This window comes from Micromonospora terminaliae, from assembly GCF_009671205.1.
Classification (GTDB): Bacteria; Actinomycetota; Actinomycetes; order Mycobacteriales; family Micromonosporaceae; genus Micromonospora; species Micromonospora terminaliae.
Genome location: NZ_CP045309.1, coordinates 2,805,791 through 2,830,117 on the forward strand (window position 1 = coordinate 2,805,791; position 24,327 = coordinate 2,830,117).

Here is a 24,327-nt window from a genome sequence, read left to right on the forward strand (position 1 = left end):
CGGCCGTCACCCGCCTCGCCACACCGCGCCGCCCGTCCCTACCGGGCTCCGTGCGGCGCGCCTAGGAACAGGAGCGAACCCCCTTGAAGCTCTCACCTCGCCTCGTCGCGCTCTCCGGCGCGGCGGCGGCCGGTCTGATCGCCGCCGGCACCGCCGCGGCCGTGCAGGCCGCGCCACCCGGCCCCGCCGCCCCCGACGCCGCACAGGCCCGCGCGATCGCCGCCGACTCGGCCCGCGCGCTGGTCGCCAACCGGCCCGCCTACCTGCACGCCAGCGCGGACGACGCGTTCGTGCAGAAGGCCGTCATCTCCTCCGAGGGCACCCAGTACGTGCCCTACGAGCGCACCTACAAGGGCCTGCCCGTGGTCGGCGGCGACTTCGTGCTGGCCACCGACGCGGCCGGCAACCTGAAGTACGCCTCCGTCGCCCAGCAGCAGGCCATCGGCAGCCTCGCCACCACCCCGAAGCTGACCTCGGCCGCCGCCGCGAAGACCGCGCGCGCCCAGCTCAGGAAGGTCACCACGGTCGAGGGCACCAGCCTGGTCGTCTACACCCTCGGCGCCAAGCCGGCGCTGGCCTGGGAGACCACGGTGCGCGGCACCGGCGCCGAGGGCCCGAGCCGGCTCACGGTCGACGTCGACGCCGTCAGCGGCGCGGTGCTGCGGACGCAGGAGCACGTCGTGCACGGCACCGGCACCGGCGCGTGGAACGGGCCCAGCCCGCTGACCTTGAACACCACCCAGTCCGGCTCCACGTACTCCATGAAGGACCCGACCGTCACCAACCTGAGCTGCCAGGACGCCGCGACCAACACCACGTTCAGCGGCTCCGACGACGTCTGGGGCAACGGCACCGCCACCAACCGGGAGACCGGCTGCGTCGACGCGCTGTTCGCCGCGCAGACCGAGCACAAGATGCTCGCCCAGTGGCTGGGCCGCAACGGCGCCGACGGCAACGGCGGCTACTGGCCGATCCGCGTGGGCCTGAACGACCAGAACGCCTACTACGACGGCACCCAGGTCCAGATCGGCAAGAACACCGCGGGCCAGTGGATCGGCTCGCTCGACGTGGTGGCCCACGAGATCGGCCACGGCATCGACGACCACACCCCGGGTGGCATCTCGGGCGGCGGCACCCAGGAGTTCGTCGCCGACACCTTCGGCGCGGCCACCGAGTGGTTCGCCAACGAGCCGTCCAGCTACGACGCTCCCGACTTCCTGGTCGGCGAGAAGGTCAACCTGGTGGGCAGCGGGCCGATCCGCAACATGTACAACCCGTCGGCGCTCGGCGACCCGAACTGCTACTCCAGCAGCATCCCCGGCACCGAGGTGCACGCCGCGGCCGGCCCCGGCAACCACTGGTTCTACCTGCTGGCCAACGGCAGCAGCCCGACCAACGGGCAGCCGGCCAGCTCCACCTGCAACGGCAGCAGCGTCACCGGCCTCGGCATCCAGAAGGCCATGAAGATCATGTACAACGCCATGCTGCTAAAGACCTCGTCCTCCTCGTACCTGAAGTACCGGGTCTGGACGCTGCAGGCGGCGAAGAACCTCTACCCGACCAGCTGCACCGAGTTCAACGCGGTCAAGGCCGCCTGGAACGCGATCAGCGTGCCGGCGCAGACCGGTGAGGCGACCTGCACGGGCGGCACCCCGACGCCCACCCCGACCACCACGACCACCCCGCCCTCGGGCAGCTGCACCGGCCAGAAGCTGGCCAACCCCGGCTTCGAGTCGGGCAACGTGAGCTGGACCGCCTCCTCCGGCGTCATCACCAACTCCACCAGCCAGGCGGCGCACGGCGGCTCCTACAAGGCATGGCTCGACGGCTACGGCACGACCCACACCGACACGCTCAGCCAGTCGGTGACGATCCCGGCGGGCTGCCGCGCGACGCTGAGCTTCTGGCTGCACATCGACAGCGCGGAGTCGACCACGACCACCGCCTACGACAAGCTGACCGTGAAGGCGGGCAGCACCACCCTGGCCACCTACTCCAACCTCAACAAGGCCACCGGCTACGTGCAGCGGTCCTTCGACATCTCGTCGCTGGCCGGCACCACCGCCACCATCTCGTTCAGCGGCGTGGAGGACAGCTCCCTGCAGACCTCCTTCGTCGTCGACGACACCGCGGTCACCCTGAGCTGACCACACCGGAGCGGCCGGCCGTCGTCCTCCCGACGGCCGGCCGCTTCGTCGTTCCCGAGACAGGCCGGCGGCTTCGTCGTTCCCGAGGCGGCCGGCCGCTTCGTCGTTCCCGAGACAGGCCGGCGGCTTCGTCGTTCCCGAGGCGGCCGGCCGCTTCGTCGTTCCCGAGACACGCCGGCGCGGGCGCGGCGCGGTCAGGCCGGGCGGCCCGCGCCGGATCCGGCGCCGTCGCGGCGGATCCGGGCCGCCACGCCCTCCATGGCCCGGCTGAACCGCTCCATGTCCCGTGCGGACTGCTCCGGCAGGGCACCGAGCCGCGCCGCGAGGGCGTCCACGTCGGCCCGGGCCGAGGCGCTCACCCGGGCGTCCAGCTCGGTGAGGGCCGCGTTCACGGCCGTCACGACGTGCCCGCACAGGGCGTCCAGGGGTTCCCCGGCCAGCTCCGGGTCGACGGTGACGGACTCCAGCCGGCCACCCTGGACGGCGACGGCACGGACCCGGCCGCCGGCCGCGCCGCCCTCGGCCCGGAGCAGCTCGCCCGGCGCGCCGTCGGCGTGCTCGGCGGCCCGGGACCGCATGGCGGACAGCGCCTGCTGCGTCCTGGTCAGCAGCTCGTCGAGGCTCGCGGCCGCGGAGAACGAATCGTTGGTCATATCCGCGCTTTCTTCACGTCTTTCCGAGCACCGTGACGATAGCAACCGGCCCCGACGCCGAACGCCCGGCCGGGAACCCCGGCCGGGCGTTTCGTGGTGCGGCGCACCGGTATGGCGTCAGCGCAGGCGCAGCCGCTGGCCCGGGAAGATGAGGCCCGGGTTGTCGCCGACCACGGTCCGGTTGCGCTCGTACAGGCCGTGCCAACCCCCGGCGACGTGCTTCGCGGCGGCGATCCCGGAGAGGGTGTCCCCGGGCCGGACCAGGTAGCTTCCGGCACCGCCGGTGCTCGGCGCGACGCGCCGCTCGCCGCGGGTGGTCGGCCGGTAGCTGTGCGAGGACCGCTCCGAGGTGGCCTTCTTCGTGGACTTCTTCGCGCCCGAGTCCTTGCTGGCGTACTTCTTGGTGGAGCCGCCCTTCTTGCCGCAGACCGGCCAGGCGCCGATGCCCTGCCCGTCGAGGACCTTCTCGGCGATGGCGATCTGCTCGCTCCGGCTGGCCAGGTCGGCCCGGCTGGCGTACTTCTGGCCGCCGTAGCCGTTCCAGGTGCTCCGGGAGAACTGGAGCCCGCCGTAGTAGCCGTTGCCGGTGTTGATGTGCCAGTTGCCGCCGGACTCGCACTGGGCGACGGCGTCCCAGTTCACGCCCGCGGCGCTGGCCGGGGCGGCCGGGCCGAGAAGGGCGGCGGCGCCGGTGGCCGCGCCGACGACGAGCGCTCCGACGGTGGTGCGACGTTGCGCGGTCCGGCGGTGACGGGCGACGTGATCAGTTGCCATGTGAGTTTTCCTCCACGCCGACGAGGTGAGCTGTCGGGTTCGGGCCGAGGAGCCCGGCCGCCGGTGGCGGCTTCACCCCGAGGTGTCGTGCACCGAGGAACGTGGGTCCCCCGCTCCCGCCCGAGGTCCAGGTACCACCGGGCCGGCGGCGGGATTAGGCGTTGCCGGCCCGTGGTGTCCGCGATCGCGAACGGAAACGACGTTAGGAACGTTTTGCGCCGAACGCCCACTTCTTGTGAAGTTCTTCACCCGGCCGAGCGAAGGTCGGCCCATTCGAGTTGCGGACCGTCCGAAGGGGGCTTATTGAGGGGCGGCTCAGTAGGTCCGGCCGTATCCCTGCGGGAAGAGCGGGACCTTGCCGTCGCCTGCGTTGATGGGCTGCTGGCTGACCGAGTTCATCCAGGTCATCGGCAGTTTGCCGGTCGGCGCGTACCCGCCGAAGAGGACGTCGGCCACGCCGCCGCCCTCCGTGCCGGGCAGCCAGGCGGCCAGCAGCGCGTTCCACCGTGGCAGCTCGGCGGCCACGTCCAGCGGCCGGCCGCTGACCAGCACCACGATCACCGGCACGCCCGAGTTGCGCAGCGTCGTGATGGTACGTAGGTCCTCGCGGTCCAGGCTCATGCTGCCGGTGCGGTCGCCCTGGCCCTCGGCGTACGGCGTCTCGCCGACCACCGCGATCGCCGCCCGGTAGGTCTTGTCGATGCCGGTGCCGCGCTGGTTGTACGTGACCGTCGTGGTCGGACCGGCCGCCGCGCGGATGCCCTGGAGGATGGTGGTGCCCGGGGTGACGGCGCCGGACGAGCCCTGCCAGGAGATCGTCCACCCGCCGCTCTGGTTGCCGATGTTGTCGGCGTTCTTCCCCGCCACGAAGATCTTGTTGTTGTCGCGGGCCAGCGGCAGCACGCCGCCGTCGTTCTTGAGCAGCACCTGGGACTGGCGGACGGCCTGGCGGGCCAGCGCGCGGTGCGCGGCGCCGCCCACCGTCGAGGTCCAGCTCCGATCCGTGTACGGCCGCTCGAAGAGGCCCAGCTCGAACTTCTTCGTGAGGATGCGGCGGTTGGCGTCGTCGATCCGGCTCATCGGCACGTGTCCGTTCTGCACCTCGGCCCGCAGGGTGCTGAGGAAGCTCTTCCAGGCCGTCGGCACCATCACCATGTCGATGCCGGCGTTGACGGCGGCGCTGACCTCGGCGGCGGTGAAGCCGGTGGCGCCGTCGATCTGGTCGATGCCGTTCCAGTCGGAGACCACGAAGCCGGAGAAGCCCAGCTCCCCCTTGAGGACGTCGGTGATCAGGTAACGGTGGCCGTGCAGCTTGACCCCGTTCCAGCTGCTGTAGGAGATCATCACCGAGCCGACGCCGCGCTGGACCGCGGCCTGGAACGGGGGCAGGTGGATGGCGCGCAGGTCGGCCTCGCTGAGCTGGGTGTCGCCCTGGTCGTCGCCGCCGGTGGTGCCGCCGTCGCCGAGGTAGTGCTTGGCGGTGGCGAGCACCGACGTGGGCCCGCCGAGGTTGGCACCCTGGAGGCCGGTGACCAGGGTGGACATGCTCGCCGGCAGGTCCGGGGTCTCGCCGAACGACTCGTAGGTGCGGCCCCACCGGTCGTTGCGGGCCACGCAGAGGCAGGGAGCGAAGTTCCAGTCCACACCGGTGCCCGTGATCTCCTCGGCGACGGCCTGGCCGATCTGCTGGACCAGCGCGGGGTCGCGGGTCGCGCCGAGGCCGATGTTGTGCGGGAAGATGGTCGCCCCGTACACGTTGTTGTGCCCGTGCACGGCGTCGACGCCGTAGATCATCGGGATGCCGAGCGGGGTGGCCAGGGCGGCGCGCTGGAAGCCGTCGTACATGTCGGCCCAGGACGTGGCGGTGTTCGGCGCGGGCGCGGAGCCGCCGCCGGAGAGGACCGAGCCGAGCCGGTACGTGGTGAGGTCGCTCGCGGTGACCGCGCCGCGCTCCGCCTGGGTCATCTGGCCCAGCTTCTCGTCGAGGTTCATTCGGGCGAGCAGGTCGGCGACGCGGGTGGCGACGGGCAACGTCGGGTCCTGGTACGGCAGGCCGGCCGCGGTGGCCGGGGCGGGCGCGGCCAGGGCGGTGACCGCGACGAGCAGGACGGCGAGACCGAGGGGACGGGGGTGGCGGTGAGGGATCACGGGTCGCTCCTTCCGGAGGAACGCTGGGGCCGTGCACCCGCACCATATGCCCACGGGCATCGACTGTGAACAATCCGTGCCGGTTCCGGAACCGCCGGGCGGGCGGGCGGCGGCGCGGGCTACGGTGGCAGGGTTCGCGCAAGATCGGGACGAGGCGGCGAGGCATGAGCGACCACGGACACGAACTGGCCTTCGGCGGCTTCCTCACCCCGAGCGCCGGGCGGCCCGAGCAGGTGGTGGCGCGGGCCAAGCTCTGCGAGCAGGCCGGCCTGGACCTGGTGACCTTCCAGGACCACCCGTACCAGCCCGGCTTCCTGGACACCTGGACGCTGATGTCCTTCGTGGCCGCCGCCACCAGCCGGATCACGCTCGCCGGCAACGTGCTCAACCTGCCGCTGCGCCAGCCCGTGGTGCTGGCCCGCAGCGTGGCCAGCCTGGACCTGCTCACCGGCGGCCGGGTCGAGCTCGGGCTGGGCGCCGGCGCCTTCTGGGACGCGATCGAGGCGGTCGGCGGCCGGCGGCTCTCCCCCGGCGCGGCCGTGGACGCCCTCGACGAGGCGATCCGGGTGATCCGCGAGGTCTGGGACACCGACCGGCGCGGGATGGTCCGCGTCGAGGGCGAGCACTACCGGGTGGTCGGGGCGAAGCGCGGGCCGGCCCCGGCGCATCCGGTGCGGGTGTGGGTCGGCGCGTACAAGCCGCGCATGCTGCGGCTGGTCGGCCGCGCGGCGGACGGCTGGCTGCCCTCGCTGGCGTACCTGCCCAAGGGGCCGGCGGAGCTGCCGGCCCTGAACGCGGTGATCGACGACGCCGCCGCCGAGGCCGGACGGGACCCGGCCGCGGTGCGCCGCCTGCTCAACGTCACGGGCACCTTCTCCCGGACGTCGGGCGGCTTCCTGGACGGCCCGCCCGAGCAGTGGGTGGAGGAGCTGGCCGGGCTGGCCCTGGACCACGGCATCGCCACGTTCATCCTCGGCAGTGACGAGCCGCGCGCCGTGCAGCTCTTCGCCCAGGAGGTGGCGCCCGCGGTGCGCGAGCTCGTCGCCGCCGAGCGCACCACGCCGGGCAGCCGCGCCCACGCCGTCGAGGAGCAGCAGGCCGCCGTCGGGGCCGGCGGGTCGACCGCCCTCGCGGTCACCCCGACACCCGATCCGGGGGTACGGCTGAGCCCGCGCCGGCCCTGGGACGAGTCCACCCGGCCCGTGGCGCCGCCGGCACCGGCCGGGCAGGTCTACACGCCCCGCGGGCAGGCCGCCGGGCAGCACCTCGTGGACGTGCACGACCACCTGCGCCAGGAGCTCGCCCAGGTACGTGACCTACTGGAACAGGTGAAGCGCGGCGCCGTCGCGCCGGGCGCGGCCCGGGCCGTGCTGAACGAGATGACCATGCGGCAGAACAACTGGACGCTCGGGGCCTACTGCGCGGCGTACTGCACCGTGGTGACCCAGCACCACGGCCTCGAGGACAACTCGATCTTCCCGCACCTGCGCCGGGCGGACGCCGGGCTCGCGGCGGTGCTGGACCGCCTCGAGGAGGAGCACGTGGTGATCCACGGGGTGGTGGAGAGCGTGGACCGCGCGCTGGTGGACCTCATCCGCGAGCCGGGCGACTTCACCGCCCTCCAGGCCGCCGTGGACCTGCTCACCGACACCCTGCTGTCGCACCTGTCGTACGAGGAGCGGGAGATCGTCGAGCCGCTCGCGCGGCACGGCTTCTACGCCGGCCAGCTCTGAGCGCGGATATTCCCGGATCCGGCGTGAGACAGCTGGCTTTGGCTTTCCTAAGTCAGCAGGTGTAGCGTCGTCCCCATGACGGACTTCCTCGCGCAGCGCGACTCCTGGTCCACGGCCAACTGCTCGATCGCCGGGGCGCTCGACGTGGTCGGCAACCGCACCACGCTGCTCCTGCTGCGCGAGGCGTCGTTCGGCACCCGGCGCTTCGACGACTTCGCCCGCCGGGTCGGCGTCAGCGAGCCGGTGGCCGCCGCCCGACTGAAGCGGCTCGTCGCCGACGGGCTGCTCGACCGGCGGCCCTACCGGGAGCCGGGCCAGCGCACCCGCGACGAGTACGTGCTCACCGCCAAGGGCCGGGACCTGCTGCCCGTGCTCGCCGCCCTGCGCGAGTGGGGCGACACGTACGCCGTCGAGGCGCCGTCGGTCCGGCTGGCCCACCACGACTGCGGCGCCGCGGTGCACGTGGCGCTGCGCTGTGCGGCCGGCCACGACGTGCCGGCCGACCAGGTGGACCTGCTGCCCGGGCCCGGCCTGCTGCCGTCCTGAACGATCCACCCCTTCCCACCCTCAGGAGCACCACCATGAAGATCGCTGGAAGCACCGCGCTCGTCACCGGGGCCAACCGGGGCTTCGGCCGGCACCTCGCCGCCGAGCTGCTGGCCCGGGGCGCCACCGTCTACGCCGGCGCCCGCAACCCGGACAGCGTCGACCTGCCGGGCGCCGTCCCGGTGCGGCTCGACATCACCGACCCGGCCTCGGTGGCCGCCGCCGCGGAGCTGGCCGGCGACGTCACCCTGCTGGTCAACAACGCCGGTGTGAGCACCGGCGCGGACCTGCTCGACGGCGACCTGGCGGAGATCCGGCGGGAGCTGGAGACCCACTACCTCGGCACGCTGTCCGTGGTGCGGGCCTTCGCGCCGAGGATCGCCGCCAACGGCGGCGGGACCGTGCTGAACATCCTCTCCGCCCTGTCCTGGATCACGTTCCCGCAGGTGGGCGCCTACGGCGCGGCCAAGGCGGCCGAGTGGTCGATGACCAACGCGCTGCGCACGCAGCTCGCCGACCGGGGCGTCCGCGTCGCCGGCCTGCACGTCGGCTACATGGACACCGACATGGCGGCGCACGTCACCACGCCGAAGTCCGACCCGGCCGAGATCGCCCGGATCGCCGTCGACGGGATCGAGGCGGACCGGTACGAGATCGTCGCCGACGAGACCTCCCGCCAGGTCCTCGCCGGCCTCTCCGGCGGCGTCGCCGCCCTCTACCCGGCCCTGCCGTGATCCGGCGCCGCCGCGCGCCACAATGACGGGATGCGACACGGGTACGCCCACCACGCCGTCCTGGCCCTGGCGCCGGACGCCGACGCCGGCGCGCCCGGCGCGGCGGTCACGGTGGCGCTCTGCGGGCACTGGGAGCACGAGCCGCCCTGCCCGGTGGCGGCCCACCACACCGGTGTGGAGCGGGTCGGCGACGAGCTGCACCTGCGCATCCTCTTCGCCACCGAGCCGCACCTCGAAACGCGGGTGCGGGGGGACATCGACCGGGCGTTGGAGCACGGTGAACTCACCGGCCCGGACGGTGCGACGACCCGGTGGCGGCTGCTCCGCAGCGGGCTGCGCGAGCCGTCGCCGGACGAGGCGGCACACCTGGACCGGCTGATCCGCGGCTGACCGGCCGCCGGGGCGTGGCTGTCCTGCCACGACCCGGCCGCCGGTCCCGTCGGGGCCCGCCGGCGTCCGCTAGAGGTTCCGGGCGAGCCGGTCGGCGAGGATCCGGGTGAACCGGGCCGGGTCGGCCAGTTCCCCGCCCTCGGCGAGCAACGCCATGCCGTACAGCAGCTCGGCGGTCTCGGTCAGCGCGGTGCCGTCGCCGCCCTGCTCGTGGGCCTTGCGCAGCCCGGTGACGAGCGGGTGGGCCGGGTTCAGCTCCAGGATGCGCTTGACCTGGGGCACCTCCTGCCCCATGGCCCGGTACATCTTCTCCAGCGTGGGCGTCATGTCGTGCGCGTCGCCCACGACGCAGGCCGGGGAGGTGGTGAGCCGGGTGGAGAGCCGGACCTCCTTGACGCTGTCGGCCAGGGCGCCGCTCATCCAGGTGAGCAGGTCCGCGTACTCCTGCCGCTCGGCCTCGGCCTTCTCCCGCTCCTCGTCGGTCTCCAGGTCCACCTGGCCCTTGGCGACCGAGCGCAGGGGCTTCCCGTCGTACGCGCCGACCCGCTCGACCCACACCTCGTCGACCGGGTCGGTGAGGATCAGCACCTCGTAGCCCTTGGCCCGGAACGCCTCCAGGTGCGGAGAGTTCTCGATGGTGGCCCGGTTCTCGCCGGTGGCGTAGTAGATCTCGGTCTGGCCGTCGCGCATGCGCTCCACGTAGTCGCGCAGCGTGGTCAGCTCGGCCGGGTCGTGGGTGCTGGCCGCCCGGACCAGGTCGAGCAGGGCCTCGGTGTTGTCCGGGTCCTCCAGCAGACCCTCCTTGACCACCGCGCCGAACTCGCCCCAGAAGGTGCGGTACGACTCGGCGGAGAGGTCCTTCAGCGTGGCGAGGACCTTCTTGACCAGGCGGCGGCGGACGGCGCGGATCTGCCGGTCCTGCTGGAGGATCTCCCGGGAGATGTTCAGCGACAGGTCGTGCGCGTCCACGACGCCCTTGACGAAGCGCAGGTAGTTGGGCATCAGCGCGTCGCAGTCGTCCATGATGAACACGCGCTTGACGTAGAGCTGCACGCCCCGGCGGCCCTGGGGGGCGAAGAGGTCGAGCGGGGCGTGCGACGGCAGGAAGAGCAGCGCCTCGTACTCGAAGGTGCCCTCGCCGCGCATGTGGATGGACTCGAGCGGGTCGGCCCAGTCGTGCGCGACGTGCCGGTAGAACTCCTTGTACTCGGCCTCGTCGACCTCGTCCCGGGCGCGGGCCCAGAGCGCCTTCATCGAGTTGAGCGTCTGCTCCTCGCGGGTGGTGGCGCCGTCCTCACCGGGCTTCTCCACGGTCATCCGGATCGGCCAGGCGATGAAGTCGGAGTAGCGCTTCACGATCTCGCGGATCGTCCACTCGGCCGTGTAGTCGTGCAGGTTGTCCTCGGCGTCGGCCGGCTTGAGGTGCAGGGTGACCGAGGTGCCCTGGGGCGCGTCGTCGACCGTCTCGACCGAGTAGGTGCCCTCGCCGGTGGACTCCCAACGGGTGCCGCTGGTCTGCCCGGCGCGGCGGGTGAGCAGGGTGACCCGGTCGGCGACCATGAACGTGGCGTAGAAGCCGACGCCGAACTGCCCGATCAGCTCCTGCGAGGCGGCGGCGTCCTTCGACTCGCGCAGGGAGCGCAACAGCTCGGCGGTGCCGGACTTGGCGATCGTGCCGATGAGGCGGACCACCTCGTCGCGGGACATGCCGATGCCGTTGTCCCGCACGGTCAGCGTGCGGGCCTCCCGGTCGACCTCGATCCCGATGTGCAGGTCGGTGGTGTCGACCTGGAGCTCCTTGTCGACCAGCGACTCCAGGCGCACCTTGTCCAGCGCGTCGGAGGCGTTCGAGATCAGTTCGCGCAGGAAGACGTCCTTGTTCGAGTAGATCGAGTGCACCATCAGCTGGAGCAGCTGACGGGCCTCGGCCTGGAACTCCAACGTCTCGACCCGATCGCTCACACCGACTCCTTCCACTTCGTGGGCTTCCGGCGGAAAGGATACGAGGCGTACGCGTGCGGCCACCGCAGGGTGGCGGATTCCATCTGGTCCAACCAGTTGACGGGTTGATGTGTGCGGGGCCACACTGCTGCCCATGGCCTTCGCCCCCGTCCCCCGCGCCTCGGTCTCCGACCACGTCTTCGGCCAGCTCCGCGACGCGATCGTCAGCGGCCACTACCGACCCGAGGACACGCTGCCCGGCGAGCGGGAGCTGGCCGCGACGTTCGCGGTGAACCGGCACGCTGTCCGCGAGGCGCTGCGCCGGCTCCAGCAACTCGGTCTGGTGCGGGTCAGCCAGGGCGGCGCCACCCGGGTGCTGGACTGGCGGGTGCACGCCGGGCTGGACCTGGCGCTGTCGCTGGCCCGCTCGGCTGACGTACTCCCGGTCGAGACCCTGGTCCGCGACATGCTGGAGATGCGGGCCTGCGTCGGGATCGACGCGGCCCGGCTCTGCGCCGAGCGCGGCGACCCGGAGGTCACGGCCGCGCTGGTCCGCGCCACCGAGGAGTACGGCTCCCTCGCCCCCGACCTGGACGCGATGAACGAGGCCAACATCGCGATCTGGTGGCTGATCGTCCGGGGTAGCGGCAACACCGCCTACCTGCTGGCGTTCAACAGCCTGGTGGCCGGCACCTTCGCCGTGGGCGACGTCCCCCCGGACGCCCGGGCCGCCGAGCTGCTCGACGTGGCCGGCCACCGCCGGCTCGCCGCCGCCGTCGCGGCCGGCCAGGGTACGGCGGCCGCCCGGCACGCCCGGGCCCTGCTGACCGCCCCGGTCACCACCCCCACCCCCGTCACCGGAAGGGAAAGCCGAGCATGATCCCCGCCGTGCTCTACGCCGTCCCGGCGTTCCTCCTCCTGATCATCATCGAGGCGGTGTCCTACCGCTTCCTCCCCGACGACGACGAACGCGGCTACGAGCTGCGCGACACCACCACCAGCCTCTCCATGGGGCTCGGCAGCCAGATCATCGGCTTCCCCTGGAAGCTGCTCACCGTCGGCCTCTACGCCGCCCTGTGGGTGGTCGCGCCCGTGCACCTCTCCCCCGGCGACTGGTGGACCTGGGTGATCGTCTTCTTCGCCGACGACATCGCCTACTACTGGTTCCACCGCCTGCATCACGAGGTGCGTGTGCTGTGGGCCAGCCACGTGGTGCACCACTCCAGCGTCTACTACAACCTCTCCACCGCCCTGCGGCAGAGCTGGACGCCGATGACCTCGCTGCCGTTCTGGCTGCCCCTGGCGCTGCTCGGCATCCCGCCGTGGATGATCTTCCTGCAGCAGTCGATCAGCCTGCTCTACCAGTTCTTCCTGCACACCGAGCGGGTGGGCGTGCTGCCGCGGCCCATCGAGTTCATCTTCAACACGCCGTCGCACCACCGGGTGCACCACGGCTCGAACGCCGAGTACCTGGACCGCAACTACGGCGGCATCCTCATCGTGTGGGACCGGCTGTTCGGCTCCTTCGAGCCCGAGCGCGCCCCGGCCCGCTACGGGCTCACCACGAACATCCAGACCTACAACCCGCTGCGGGTGGCCACCCACGAGTTTGCCGCGATCTGGTCCGACGTCCGGCAGGCCACCTCGTGGCGGTCCCGGCTCGGCTACGTCTTCGGCCGCCCCGGCTGGCAGCCGGCCCGGTGAGGCGCCCCTGGCTGGTCCTGTTCGGGGTCGCCGCCCTCGTCGAGCTGGCGGGGGTGGCGCTCGACTCGACGCCGGCGCAGTGGCTGGCCAAGCCGCTGCTGGCGCCGCTGCTGCTGGCGTACCTGTGGGACCGGCGCCGCCGGACGGACCCGGTGGCCGTGGGCCTTGTCGCCGCCACCGCCGGGGACGTGGCCCTGCTCGTGCCGGGAGACACCGCGTTCCTGGCCGGCATGGGCTGCTTCCTGGTGACCCAGCTCGCCTTCCTGACCGCCTTCCTGCGCCACCGCCGCCCGCCGGTGGCGGCGGTGGCCGGTTACCTGCTCGCCTGGGCCGGCGCGAACGCGCTGCTCTGGAGCGCGCTGGGCCCGCTGCGGCTGCCGGTGCTCGGCTACAGCCTGGCACTGTCCCTCATGGCCGCCGCAGCGACCGGGGTGTCCCGGCGCACGGCGGCCGGCGGGGCGCTCTTCCTCGTCTCCGACCTGTTGATCGGCGTGGGCGCGGCGGGCGGCGACTTCCCCGGGCGGGACCTCCTGGTCATGACCACGTACGCGGCGGCCCTCCTGCTGATCACCGCCGGCTGGGCCGCCGCCCACGCCGGTCCCACGCGCCCGGTTCAGAGATACCCTATTGAGTCGGTAGGTTTACTGGGTTAAGCTCTGGCGGCCCCTTCCCCGTCGCATTCCGGGAGCCCGCATGCCGTCCGCGCGTCCGTATCTCCGGCCCACCCGCCGAACCCTGCTCATCGGTGCCGGCGCCGGCGCGGCCGCCGTGGCCGCACCCGGTCTGACCGGTGTGGCCGCCGCCCGCGGCTCCGACGTGGACACCGTGCTCGAGTGGTACGACGTCACCGCGGCGACGATCGGGGTGATCACCGGGCCGCTCCAGGTCAACAGCAGCCGTACCTGGGCGATCGCCTGGATCGCCGCCTGGCGGGCGGTGACCCGGGCCCGGGGCGGCGCCCCCGCCGACGCCGCCCTCGCCGGGGCAGTGCACGAGGCCCTCGCCACGCTGGTGCCGGCGCGCACGGCCGAGCTGGACGCGGCCCTCGCCGCCACGCTCGACCGGCTGGGTCCGGCCGCGGCCGTCGGGGCCGCGGTCGAGAGCGGCCGGGCGGCCGCCCGCGACGTGCTCACCGAGCGGGCCGGTGACGGGCTCGACCTCGCCTCGGTCAACCGGCCGTTCACCCCGCCGGCGCCGGCGCCCGGCGTCTGGCAGCCGACCCCGCCCGGCTTCGCCGCGGCCGTGCAGGCCGGCCAGGGTGACGGCCGGCCGTTCCTGATCGACGACGTGCGCGCGTACCTGCCCGGGCCGCCGCCGGCGCTGGACAGCGCGCGCTACGCCCGGGACCTCGCCGAGAGCCGGGCGGTCGGTGCGGTGGAGAGCAGCCGCCGCACGGACCGGCAGACCGACGTGGCCCGGTTCTGGGCGCAGACCTCGCTGAACGGCTACACCGGAGCGCTGCGCGCCGCCGTCACCTCCGGCGCGCGGGTCCGCCGGGTCGCGCTCGTCGCGCTCTTCCACGCGGCCACCGTCGACGCCCAGATCGTCACGTACGCGGCCAAGTACCGTGACCTGCGCTGGCGCCCGGTCACGGCGATCCGGACCGAGACCATCGCGCCCGATCCGGCGTGGACGCCGTTGATCACCACGCCCGCCCATCCCGAATATCCGAGCGGGCACACCACCTACGCCGGAGCCGCCGAGACCGCCCTGCGGACGCTCGCCGGGCCGCCGGCCGGGCCGGTGGCGCTGACCAGCCCCACCGCCGCCGGCGTCACCCTGACCTACCGGGACTGGCGCGAGCTGACCCGGGACAACATCGACGCCCGGGTGTGGTCCGGCATCCACTTCCGGCACACCGACGAGGTCGGCGCGGCGGTCGGCCGCCGGGTGGCAGCCGCCGGACTCGCCCACTGGGACGGCCGGCCGCTGTAGCCCGGCTAGTCCGTTCCCTCCCGGGCGAGGGCCCGCGTCACCACCGTGAGGTCGTCGCCGCCGAGGCCCTGCTCGACCGCGTGCCGCCACTCGCCGGCCAGGGCCTCGGCGGCCGGGAACCGGCCCGCCGGCACCTCGCGCAGCGCGAGGTCCACGTCCTTGAGGGCCAGGGCCAGGGAGTACTGCGTCGTGTAGTCGTCCCCGGCGATCCGGTCCAGCTTCTCGGCCGCCCAGGGGGACACCAGCGGGCTGCCCCGCAGCGCCTCGTGCACGGTGCCGCGATCCAGGCCGAGCGCGTCGCCGAGGGCGACCGCCGCGGCGAGCCCCTCGTTCACGAACGCGAGCAGCAGGTTGTTGACGAGCTTCAGCCGTGATCCGGCGCCGACCGGCCCCACCCAGACGGTCCGCTGCCCGACCGCGTCGAAGACCGGCGCCACCCGGTCCCGCGCCTGCTCCGGTCCGGAGGCGAGGACGACGAGGCGGCCCTGTTCGGCCGGGCCGCGGCTGCCGGCCACCGGCGCGTCCACCAGGGTCACCCCGGGACGCTCGGCGCCGACCAGCTCGGCCAGGCGCGCGGTCTCGGTCACCCCGATGGTGCTCATCTGCGCCCAGACGGCCCCCTCGGGCAACGCGGCCAGCATGCCCTGGTCGACGGCGATCGCCCGGACCGCGGCCGCGTCGGTCACCATGGTCACCGCCACGTCGGCCCCGCGTACCGCCTCGGCCGGGTCGGCGGCGACCTCGGCGCCCCGGTCGCCGAGCGCGCGGGCCGGCTCCGGGTGCCGGTTCCACACCACCGTCGTGAGGCCGGCCCGGACGAGGTTCGCCGCCATCGGCGTGCCCATGCCGCCGAGCCCGAGCACCGCCACCCGCGTCATCCGCCACTCCCCCGCCTCGCCTACCGGGCAGCCTAGGCGTACGCGGTCCGGGCGGCATCCCGATCGCGAACACTTCCGACCGGCACGGCCGGCGACCGGATAGAGTCCCGGTGAGCAGCCGGCACGGCCGGAGCAGACGGCCCGCCGCCCCCGGGACGACCTGGTGGGGAGCGGTGTGGGCATGCGTCGACGGCCCGGTGGGGAGCTGCGGGACCGGCTGCGTCAACGGGACCCGGGCTTTCGCCTCGTCCGCCGGGCGGCCCGGCTGACCGTCGTCGCCTCGCTCGTCTTCTACGGCTGCCGCTACGGCCTGGGCAACGTCACCCTCGCCACCTACGCGCTGTTCGGCACGGTGGCCACGGGCAGCTTCGCCCAGCTGCCCGGTCCGGCCGCGGTGCGGGCGCGCACCCTGCTGGCGGCCGTACCGGTGGCCTGGGCGCTCGTGGCCGTCGGCACGGTACTGGCGGTCAGCACGGCGGCCGCGTCCGCCGGGATGCTCGTCATCGGGTTCGCCGTGGCGTTCGCGGGAGTCGGCGGGCCCCGCCTGGTCGGGCTGGCCAACGCGCTCCAGCTCTTCTACATCCTCGCCTGCTTCCCGCCGTACCAGCCCGAGACGCTCCCGGCCCGGCTGGGCGGCGTCACCCTGGGCGTGGCCCTGGTCGCGCTCGCCGAGGTGACGCTCTGGCCGGATCCGGCGCCGGTCTCCTTCGCCCGGCGCCTCGCCGCGGCGGCGGCCGGCCTCGCGGACCTCGTCGACGCACTGGCGGACGTGCTGGTCGCGCGGCCGGGCGCGGCGGAGGACGCGGCCCACCGGCACGACCGGGCGGCACAACTGCTCGACGAGGTGCGGATGGCGCGGCTGCCGGTGACGGCCCGCCCCATCTCGGCCGGCCGCCGCGACCGGGCCTGGCGGGACGCGGCGGGAGCCGCCCAGGAGGTGCTCGCGGTCGCCGAGTCCCTCGCGTCCCGGCCGGACGTCACGGGCAGCGGCGACGCCGACCTGGCGGCGGCGCTCCGGCGGAGCGCGGCCTCGCTGCGGCGCTCCGCCGAGGTCGCGGTGCGGCGGCCGGGCACACCGGCCGGGGACGGACCGGAGCCGGTCCGCCCGCTGCCACCGTCCTGGCGGGCCGCCGATCCGGCCCGGCTGCGCGTGGAGGCGGCGGTGCGGGCCCTCGCCGACCAGGTCTGGACGCACGCGACGGCCGTCGGCATCGCCACGGGTCCGCGCGGTCGCCGCGCCGCGCGACCACCCGAGGCCGGTGCGGACCGGTTCTGGTACGCCGGGCGCAGCGCCTGGTCGCTGTACCGGCAGCAGTTCCGGGCGCACCTGACCCCGCGCTCGGTGTACCTGGAGGGAGCGGTCCGGCTCGCGGTGGCCCTGGCCGCCGCGCGGGTGATCGCCGGGGTGGTCAACCTGCAACACGGGTTCTGGGTGCTCCTGGCGACGCTCAGCCTGATGCGGGCCTCCGCGTCGGACACCCGGACCACGCTGCGGCCCGCGTTGGTCGGCACCCTGGCCGGGGGCGCCGCCGGCGGGCTGCTGCTGCTCGTCTCGCCGGAACGGCAGGCGTACGCCGCTCTGCTGCCGCTGGCCCTGGTGCTGGCCTTCGGCGTCGGGCCGCTGCTGGGCCTGGGCTGGGCCCAGGCGCTGCTCACCCTGCTGCTCATCGTGGTGTTCGCCCAGCTCAACCCGTCGTCCTGGCAACTTGCCGGCGCGCGGGTGGTGGACGTGGCGATCGGCGCCGTGGTGGGCGTCCTCGCCGGCCTGCTGCTCTGGCCGCGGGGCAGCGGGAGCGACCTGCGCCGCAACGCCGGCGCCTACCTGGCGGCGAGCGGGCGGGCCGCCGAGCGGATCGTCGAGGCGCTCGCGGGCCGGGCGGACGCCCGTCCCGCGGTTGCCGCGGCCCGCCGCGCGGAGGCCCTCGCCACGTCGTCCTTCGTCCAGTACCACGCGGAACGCGACGACCCGCGGCTGTCGCACGTCGAGTGGGACCGGGTCCTGGCGGCCGGCCACCGCGCCGGCTACGGCGGGCAGGCGCTGCTCGCCGACCGCCGGCCCGGGGCGCTGGCCCCCTGGCCCGGCCCGGCGGCCGCGCTCGTGGCGCGGGCCACCCGGCTGTCGGACGGCTACGCCGACGTCGGCCGCCAGGTGACGCGGGGCCGGGTCGACCGGGCACCCCCGCCCGCGGAGCCCGACGGTGACATCGCCCGGCAGGTGCACGCCATGGTGCGCGACGGCGAGGACCGGCCGGAGGTGCTGTCCCTGGTGGAGGTCGACGGGTGGCTCACCGACCTGGACCGGCACCTGCGCGGCGTCAGCGGATCCGGCCCCCCGCGGTGACCAGCCACTCGCCGGTCTCCCAGTCCGACGGGCCGTCCGCCACCCGGTAGCACAGGTCGAACCGGATCCCGAGCTCCGGCCACCACGGGTGGCGGACGGGGACCACGCGGAAGATGTCCTCGAGCCCGGGAAAGGTGATCCCCTCGGGGAACAGCCGCTCCAGTTCGGTCCGTGTCAGGTCGGTCCAGAGGGCGAACTGCCACTCGGTGCGGCTGCGCCACGGGTCGTGGACCAGCTCGAACCGCGGTTCCCGGCCGACCACGAAGGTCCGGATGTCGTCGCGCAGCTCGGCCGGGGTGCACGGGAGCACGAACGGCCACTCCTCGCCGGTCGGGTAGCGGTACAGGGCCGCCGTGGCGGCGACCGCCCGGAGCAGGCCGCGCCACGCCGGGGCCGGCGTCGCGCCGGCGGGCAGATTCACGCCGGTGTGGTCGACCCGCCGTACGTGCCCGGCGAGGCGGCGCGCCAGTTCCCCCACGTCGACCGTGGGCGCGGGCCCGGCGGGCGGCTCGGCGCCCTGGACGCGCAGCGACGGTCCGGGTGCGAACTCGACCACCGGCGCGGCCACGTCGGCCAGCCCGACGGAGGTGACCGGTCGGGCGCCGTCCGGCCGCGGCGGGGTCAGGACCAGGCGTTCCACCGGCCCGTCGACGGCCCCCGGCGGGCGGACCGGCTCGGCGTACGGCACGTCGGCGAGCAGCGTGCGGAGCTGGTCGAGGAAGGACTGCGCGGCGGGCGTCCGGGGCAGGCGGAAGGCGATCTCGCCGAGTCGGTCCATGCCCTCGACGCTAGGGGCCGCCGCGCCGGCCCGACACCCGCGGCCGACCGGAATTTCGCACCGTGACCCCGGGGTATCCTGCTCGGCGTCGACCGGTGAGGAGGTGAGGGCGTGGCCAGGGAGACCGGCCGCAAGCTCGTCGCCTCCAACAAGAAGGCGCGGCACGACTACACGATCCTGAAGACGTACGAGGCCGGGATCGTGCTGGCCGGCACCGAGGTGAAGTCGCTGCGCGAGGGGCGCGTGTCACTGGTCGACGCGTTCGCCCAGGAGCGCGACGGCGAAATCATGCTGTACGGGCTGCACATCGCCGAGTACGGCTTCGGCACCTGGACCAACCACCAGCCCCGGCGCACCCGCAAGCTGCTGCTCAATCGGGTCGAGATCGCCCGGATCCTGGAGAAGCTGCGCGACGGCGGGATCACGCTGGTGCCGCTGTCGATGTACTTCTCCAACGGCTGGGCCAAGGTCGAGCTGGGCCTGGCCCGGGGCCGCAGGTCGTACGACAAGCGGCAGGCCCTCGCCGAGCGCGACGCCAACCGGGAGATCGCCCGCGAGCTGGGCCGCCGCCTCAAGGGCCGCCGCCCGGCCTGATCCACTTCCCCACCCTTCGGTCGGCTGCCCGCGCCCCCAACTACAAGACTTCTTGTACATCATTCGTTGTGGGTCTAGCCTGAGGGCATGGCGGACGAGCCGAGCACCCTGCACCTCACCGATCCCCGGGCCATGCGCGCGCTGGCCCACCAGACGCGGATCCGGCTCCTCGGCGAGCTGCGCATCCGGGGCCCGCAGACCGTGGGCATGCTGAGCGACGTCACCGGCGAGGCGGTCGGCTCGGTCAGCTACCACCTGGGCAAGCTGGCCGAGCACGGCTTCGTACGGGAGGCGCCCGAGCTGGCGCGCAACCGCCGGGAGCGGTGGTGGCGGGCCGCGCACGCGCGCACCAACTGGGAGCCGGTGGAGCTGCTCGACGACCCGGAGCGGCGGCTCGCCTCCGACCTGCTGCGCCGGGCCTTCCTCCAGCGCTACGTGGCCCGGTTCGAGGCCTACCTCGACGCCGAGGCGTCCCTCGACCCGGCGTGGGTTCGCGGCACCACGAGCAGCGACAGCTTCCTCCACCTGACCCCCGACGAGCTGGTGGAGCTGCGCCGCGAGTTGTCCGAGCTGGGTGAGCGCTGGCAGGCGCGCAGCAACCCCGACCGGCCGGACGCGCGCACCGTGACGCTGATCTGGCAGGCCTACCGGGGGCCGCAGTGAGTCGCCGGTGGACGCCCCTGGCCGGGCTGCTGACGGCGCACACCGTCTCGCTGACCGGCAACATGCTCACGCTGATCGCGCTGCCGCTCTACGTGCTGGCGGAGACGGGCTCCCCCGCCGCCACCGGTCTGGCCGGCGCGTTCGCCACCGCCCCCGTCGTGCTCGGTGGCGCCTTCGGCGGCGTCCTGGTGGACCGGATCGGCTACCGGCGGGCGAGCGTGCTGGCCGACCTGGTCTCCGGGGTGACGGTCGCCGCCGTGCCGGTGCTGCACGCCACCGTGGGGCTGCCGTTCCCCGTCCTGCTCGGGCTGGTCTTCGTGAGCGGCCTGCTCGACACCCCGGGCCAGACCGCGCGGACGGCGCTGCTGCCCGAGGCGGCGACCGCCGCCGGGGTGCCGATCGAGCGGGCCATCGGCTGGTTCGAGGCCACCGAGCGCGGCGCCCGCCTGATCGGCGCGCCGGTGGCCGGCCTGCTGGTGAGCGCACTCGGCGCGCTGCCGGTGCTGGCCGTCGACGCGGCCACGTTCGCCGTCTCGGCCCTGGCGGTGGCGGTGCTGGTGCCGGCGAGCCTGCGGCCGTCCGCCGGGCACGAAACTCCGTCGGCCGGTTACTGGCGGGACCTCGCCGCCGGGCTGCGCTTCCTGGCCCGCGAGCCGCTGCTGCGCGCCGTGGTGCTGCTGGTGCTGGTCACCAACCTCTTCGACGCCACCAAGAGCAACGTGCTGATGCCGGTCGTCGCCGCGCGGGAGCTCGGCGGGGCGGCCGCGTTCGGCCTGCTGGTCGGCGCCATGGGCGGCGGCGCGCTGGTCGGCTCGCTGTTGTTCAGCGCCGTCGGGCACCGGCTGCCCCGCCGGGCCACCTTCGTCACCGCCTTCGCCGTCGCCGGGGCACCGCCGTTCTGGGCTCTCGCGGCCGCCCCGCCGCTGCCGGTGATCGCCGGGGTCTGCGCGGTCGCGGGCCTCGCCGCCGGTGCGATCAACCCGCTGATCGGCGCCGTGAAGCTGGAACGCGTCCCGGCGACCATGCGGGCCCGCGTCTACGGGGTCATCGGGGCGGGCGCCTGGGCGGCCATGCCGGTGGGCGCGTTCGGCGCCGGCCTTGCCGCCGACCGGTTCGGCACCACGGCGACCCTGGTCACCGTCGGCACCTGCTACCTGCTCGTGGTGCTCACCCCGCTGCTCGGTGGCCCGTGGCGGGACCTGCGCCGGCCGGCGCCCGCGGAGCGGCCGCAGCCCGGCCGCTCCCGCACGCCCGCCGCCGCCACGACGGACTGACCCGCCGCGCCGTGACCCGGCCACGCCGCCGCACCGCGCCCGACCGCACCGCCACCCGGCCACGCGCGCCCGGCCGCACCCCGACCCGGCCACGCCGCCGCAATGCCACCCGGCCACGCCGCCGCAATGCCACCCGGCCACGCCGCCGACACCGCCAGCCGGCCGCGTAGCCGCCCGGGACCACGCGGCCGGCCCGACACGCCGGAGCAACGCCGGTCTCCCCGATGACCGCGCACGCGGGGAGACCGGCGTGGCCGCTCAGATCGCGGCGCGGGCCAGCAGCGTGAACGCCCGGACCGGGTCGCCGGTGAGCTGGGCGTGGTCCGCGTCGGCGATCAGCGTCGCCCAGTTCTCCGGCGCGCTCCCCCGCACCACGGCCGCCTGGGCGGCGTCGCGGGCCACCCCGAGGATGGCCTCGGCCAGCGCGGCGTCCCGGTGCTCGGCGCGGAGCTGCCGGCCGAGCCGGTCCAGCACCCCGGGCGCGTCGCGCAGCGAGCCGTCGGCGTTCCACCCGGCCGGTGCGAGGGCCGCGCGCACCTGCGGCCGGTCGGCGGCCACCGCGGCGAGCCCGTCCCGGCCCTGCCCGGTGCGCAGGCCCCAGCCGAACGGGAACAGCGGCCGGTAGTCGGCGTCGCCGACGTTGACCGGCACCTGCGCCTCGTCGCGCGGCCAGCTCACCGGCAGCCGGCCGGTGAACGGCCGGCGGCCGAAGAGGACGTCGGCCACGCCCGCGCCCTCGCTGCCGGGCAGCCAGGACGCCACCAGGGCGTCGATCTCACCGAGCTGGTCGGTGAGCACCTGCGGGCGGCCGGAGACCACCAGCACCACGCAGGTCGGCAGGGTCGAGCAGACCTTGTCGACCACCGCCCGGTCGCCGGGCTGGAGCCGCAGCGACTTCTCCTCCTGCTGCGGCACGCTGCACCAGCCGCACTCCGGACCGCCGACGTCGCCGTAGCCCTCGGCGTACGGGGTCTCGCCGACCACCACGACGCCGACCTGGGCGCCGTCGGTGGGGGCCGAGGCGTCGGCGCTGTAGGTGATCCGGGCGCCGGGGGCGACCTGGCGGATGCCGTCCAGGATGGACGTGCCCGGTACGGCGTCGGCGCCCGAGACGCCCTGCCAGGTGACGGTCCAGCCGCCGGCCTGGTTGCCGAGGTCGTCGGCGTTGCGCCCGGCCACGTAGAGGGAGGCGTCCCGGCGCAGCGGCAGGGCGTGCCCGGCGTTCTTGAGCAGCACCTGCGATTTCGCCACGGCCTCCCGGCCGACGGCCCGGTGCGCCGCGCTGCCGACCTGGTCGACGCCGTCCGCCGAAGCGTACGGGTGCTCGAAGAGGCCCAGCTCGAACTTCTTCGTGAGGATCCGCCGGACGGCGTCGTCGATCCGGGCGGTGGGCACCCGGCCGGCGGTCGCCTCGGCGAGCAGCAGCTGCTCGAACTGCTCGGCGCTGTTCGGCTCCATGAACATGTCGGTGCCGGCGTTGACCCCGACCCGGACCTTGTACGCGGTCAGCCCCGCGTTGGTCGGCTCGGCGGGGTCGGGGATCTGGTGGATGCCCTCCCAGTCGGAGATCAGGAACCCGTCGAAGCCCAGCCGGCCCTTGAGCACGTCGGTGATCAGCTCGCGGTGGGCGTGCATCTTGGTCGGGTTGCCGAGCCCGTCCTCGGTCCAGTCCACGCTGGAGAAGGAGGGCATCACGCTGCCCACCTTGTGGGCCCGCACGGCGGGCAGGTAGGGAGCCAGGTCGATGCGGGCGAAGCGCGCCCGGTCGGTGACCGTGACCCCCTGGTCGATGGGGTACTTCTGCTCCCACCAGGGCTTGCCCTCGTTCGCGGCGGCCACGGCCTCGTCGTAGTCGGTGTCGCCGTCGCCCGCGTAGTGCTTGGCGGTGGCGAGCACCCGGTCGGTGTCGCCGAGCCGGCCCTGGAGGCCGTCGATGATCGTCTCCATCGACACCACGAGCGCCGGATCCTCGCCGAAGCTCTCGTAGCTGCGGCCCCACCGCTCGTCCCGGGACACGCAGAGGCAGGGCGCGAAGTTCCACGGGATGCCGGTGGCGCGTACCTCCGCAGCGGTGGCCTGGCCGACCCGCTCGACCAGCCGGGGGTCGCGGGTGGCGCCGAGGCCGACGTTGTGCGGGAAGACGGTGGCGCCGACGACGTTGCCGTGGCCGTGCACGGCGTCGATGCCGTAGATCAGCGGGATCTGGAGCCGCGTGCTCAGCGCCTGCGCCTGGAGGCCGTTGACCATCTCCACCCAGGCCGCCGGGGTGTTGCTGGCCGGGGTCGAGCCGCCGCCGGACAGCACCGAGCCGAGCTGCCAGCGGGCCACCGCGCTGGGATCGTCGGCGACGGCCGCCCGCTCGGCCTGGGTCATCTGGCCGATCTTCTCGGCGAGCGTCATCCGGCCCAGCAGGTCGGCGACGCGTCGCCGCACCGGCAGCCGCCGGTCGAGGTACGGCAGCCCGTGCGCGGCGACCACCACGGTGGGCCGGGTCGTGACGGTCGCGCCGTCGGCGGCGAGGGTCAGCGGCACGGTCTCGGCGGTCTCCGCCGCGCCGTCCGCCCGCAGGGTCACCGGGACCGTTCGGGTGGCCCCGGACGGGCTGCCCGCCGGGAAGGTGAGCGTGCCGGAGGCGGCGGTGTAGTCGGCGCCGGGGGTGGCCGTGCCGGAGCCGGTGGCCCAGCGCACGGTGACCGCCGCGGCGAGGGGCCGCCCGTCCGAGGTGGACACCGAGAGGTCCACGGGCACCCGAGTCCCCTCGGCCGCCGCGTACAGCGACCGGCCGGCCGCCACGGTGACCGCGCCGGTGTCCGCGGCCGCGGCGGCCGGGGCCGGCAGCAGGGCCACCACCAGGGCGCCGACCGCACCGAGCGTGGCGTGTCTGGGCAGTCTCATGTCGCGCCTCCCCACGGGACCGGTCGCCCGGTGCCCCGTCGGCCCGGGTCCGTCCACGTCCCGGTTCCGGATCCTCCCGAACTGCATCGCATTACGTCAATGTTTCCGGCCGGTTCCGGAACTGTTCGTCGCCCTCGGGGAACGCTCTCTTGACAGCTCCACACTTCGTTCGTAGCTTCATCGAAGTCTATCTTTATGG

The 24,327-nt window shown here is 74.4% G+C and carries 20 protein-coding genes and 1 riboswitch; of the genes, 13 read left to right on the plus strand and 7 right to left on the minus strand.

The window, feature by feature from the left end; all coding sequences use genetic code 11:
- The first annotated feature begins 83 nt into the window (after nucleotides 1-83).
- On the plus strand, nucleotides 84-2,147 hold the full coding sequence (locus tag GCE86_RS12615) for a M4 family metallopeptidase (RefSeq protein WP_154227127.1): 2,064 nt from the start codon (nucleotides 84-86) through the stop codon (nucleotides 2,145-2,147).
- A 194-nt stretch (nucleotides 2,148-2,341) separates the two neighbouring features.
- Here the strand turns inward: GCE86_RS12615 and GCE86_RS12620 are convergent, their stop codons facing one another.
- The 3 genes from GCE86_RS12620 to GCE86_RS12630 form a co-directional block, all read right to left on the minus strand.
- Nucleotides 2,342-2,800: a YbaB/EbfC family nucleoid-associated protein gene (locus GCE86_RS12620; RefSeq protein ID WP_154227128.1), complete on the minus strand. Its 459-nt coding sequence runs from the start codon at nucleotides 2,798-2,800 to the stop codon at nucleotides 2,342-2,344.
- 117 nt (nucleotides 2,801-2,917) lie between these two features.
- Nucleotides 2,918-3,574, minus strand: coding sequence for a LysM peptidoglycan-binding domain-containing protein (locus GCE86_RS12625; protein ID WP_154227129.1), 657 nt, complete (start codon nucleotides 3,572-3,574; stop codon nucleotides 2,918-2,920).
- Between the two features lies 1 nt (nucleotide 3,575).
- A riboswitch (cyclic di-AMP (ydaO/yuaA leader) is annotated at nucleotides 3,576-3,745 on the minus strand.
- A gap of 144 nt (nucleotides 3,746-3,889) precedes the next feature.
- Nucleotides 3,890-5,722 (minus strand): glycoside hydrolase family 3 protein, encoded by a 1,833-nt coding sequence (locus tag GCE86_RS12630; protein WP_244317284.1) that lies wholly within the window; start codon nucleotides 5,720-5,722, stop codon nucleotides 3,890-3,892.
- Between the two features lie 164 nt (nucleotides 5,723-5,886).
- Here GCE86_RS12630 and GCE86_RS12635 point away from each other — a divergent pair, with 164 nt between their 5' ends.
- The 4 genes from GCE86_RS12635 (at nucleotide 5,887) to GCE86_RS12650 (ending at nucleotide 9,125) form a co-directional block, all read left to right on the plus strand.
- Entirely contained in the window at nucleotides 5,887-7,455 is a 1,569-nt protein-coding gene (locus tag GCE86_RS12635; RefSeq protein WP_154227131.1) for an LLM class flavin-dependent oxidoreductase, read from the plus strand.
- 75 nt (nucleotides 7,456-7,530) lie between these two features.
- Complete coding sequence (locus GCE86_RS12640) at nucleotides 7,531-8,001, plus strand: winged helix-turn-helix transcriptional regulator (RefSeq protein ID WP_154227132.1); 471 nt, start codon at nucleotides 7,531-7,533, stop codon at nucleotides 7,999-8,001.
- A 35-nt stretch (nucleotides 8,002-8,036) separates the two neighbouring features.
- Nucleotides 8,037-8,735: an SDR family oxidoreductase gene (locus GCE86_RS12645; RefSeq protein WP_154227133.1), complete on the plus strand. Its 699-nt coding sequence runs from the start codon at nucleotides 8,037-8,039 to the stop codon at nucleotides 8,733-8,735.
- Nucleotides 8,736-8,765: 30 nt separating this feature from the next.
- Entirely contained in the window at nucleotides 8,766-9,125 is a 360-nt protein-coding gene (locus GCE86_RS12650) for a hypothetical protein (RefSeq protein ID WP_154227134.1), read from the plus strand.
- Nucleotides 9,126-9,194: 69 nt separating this feature from the next.
- On the opposite strand, the gene htpG is transcribed toward GCE86_RS12650, so the two are convergent.
- Nucleotides 9,195-11,027, minus strand: a complete 1,833-nt coding sequence (htpG, locus tag GCE86_RS12655) for a molecular chaperone HtpG (RefSeq protein WP_204342111.1) — start codon at nucleotides 11,025-11,027, stop codon at nucleotides 9,195-9,197.
- A 193-nt stretch (nucleotides 11,028-11,220) separates the two neighbouring features.
- On the opposite strand from htpG, the gene GCE86_RS12660 reads away from it, so the two are divergent.
- Genes GCE86_RS12660 through GCE86_RS12675 form a run of 4 tightly spaced genes read left to right on the plus strand, consistent with a single transcriptional unit; the run spans nucleotide 11,221 to nucleotide 14,705 of the window.
- Nucleotides 11,221-11,946: a FadR/GntR family transcriptional regulator gene (locus tag GCE86_RS12660; RefSeq protein ID WP_154227136.1), complete on the plus strand. Its 726-nt coding sequence runs from the start codon at nucleotides 11,221-11,223 to the stop codon at nucleotides 11,944-11,946.
- Nucleotides 11,943-12,770, plus strand: coding sequence for a sterol desaturase family protein (locus tag GCE86_RS12665; protein WP_154227137.1), 828 nt, complete (start codon nucleotides 11,943-11,945; stop codon nucleotides 12,768-12,770). The genes GCE86_RS12660 and GCE86_RS12665 overlap by 4 nt, the downstream gene beginning before the upstream one ends.
- On the plus strand, nucleotides 12,767-13,423 hold the full coding sequence (locus GCE86_RS12670) for a lysoplasmalogenase (protein ID WP_154227138.1): 657 nt from the start codon (nucleotides 12,767-12,769) through the stop codon (nucleotides 13,421-13,423). Before GCE86_RS12665 ends, GCE86_RS12670 begins: the two co-directional genes overlap by 4 nt.
- Before the next feature lie 40 nt (nucleotides 13,424-13,463).
- Nucleotides 13,464-14,705, plus strand: a complete 1,242-nt coding sequence (locus GCE86_RS12675; protein WP_154227139.1) for a vanadium-dependent haloperoxidase — start codon at nucleotides 13,464-13,466, stop codon at nucleotides 14,703-14,705.
- A 5-nt stretch (nucleotides 14,706-14,710) separates the two neighbouring features.
- Here the strand turns inward: GCE86_RS12675 and GCE86_RS12680 are convergent, their stop codons facing one another.
- Nucleotides 14,711-15,583 carry an NAD(P)-dependent oxidoreductase gene (locus tag GCE86_RS12680; protein ID WP_163636731.1) on the minus strand — a complete coding sequence of 291 codons (873 nt, stop codon included), beginning with the start codon at nucleotides 15,581-15,583 and terminating at the stop codon, nucleotides 14,711-14,713.
- Between the two features lie 181 nt (nucleotides 15,584-15,764).
- On the opposite strand from GCE86_RS12680, the gene GCE86_RS12685 reads away from it, so the two are divergent.
- Nucleotides 15,765-17,924, plus strand: a complete 2,160-nt coding sequence (locus GCE86_RS12685; protein WP_154227141.1) for an FUSC family protein — start codon at nucleotides 15,765-15,767, stop codon at nucleotides 17,922-17,924.
- Here the strand turns inward: GCE86_RS12685 and GCE86_RS12690 are convergent.
- Nucleotides 17,899-18,702 carry a hypothetical protein gene (locus tag GCE86_RS12690; protein WP_154227142.1) on the minus strand — a complete coding sequence of 268 codons (804 nt, stop codon included), beginning with the start codon at nucleotides 18,700-18,702 and terminating at the stop codon, nucleotides 17,899-17,901. The two genes, GCE86_RS12685 and GCE86_RS12690, sit on opposite strands and share 26 nt — an antisense overlap.
- Nucleotides 18,703-18,813: 111 nt before the next feature.
- Between GCE86_RS12690 and smpB the strand changes: the two genes are divergently transcribed.
- From smpB to GCE86_RS12705, 3 genes are all read left to right on the plus strand, one after another.
- A complete protein-coding gene (smpB, locus tag GCE86_RS12695) occupies nucleotides 18,814-19,296 on the plus strand; it encodes an SsrA-binding protein SmpB (protein WP_154227143.1) in 483 nt (160 codons plus the stop codon).
- A gap of 87 nt (nucleotides 19,297-19,383) precedes the next feature.
- Complete coding sequence (locus GCE86_RS12700) at nucleotides 19,384-19,959, plus strand: winged helix-turn-helix domain-containing protein (protein ID WP_154227144.1); 576 nt, start codon at nucleotides 19,384-19,386, stop codon at nucleotides 19,957-19,959.
- Nucleotides 19,956-21,233, plus strand: a complete 1,278-nt coding sequence (locus tag GCE86_RS12705; RefSeq protein ID WP_154227145.1) for an MFS transporter — start codon at nucleotides 19,956-19,958, stop codon at nucleotides 21,231-21,233. Before GCE86_RS12700 ends, GCE86_RS12705 begins: the two co-directional genes overlap by 4 nt.
- 258 nt (nucleotides 21,234-21,491) lie before the next feature.
- Here GCE86_RS12705 and GCE86_RS12710 read toward each other — a convergent pair whose 3' ends face one another.
- A complete protein-coding gene (locus tag GCE86_RS12710) occupies nucleotides 21,492-24,128 on the minus strand; it encodes a glycoside hydrolase family 3 N-terminal domain-containing protein (RefSeq protein WP_239542442.1) in 2,637 nt (878 codons plus the stop codon).
- Nucleotides 24,129-24,327: the final 199 nt, after the last annotated feature.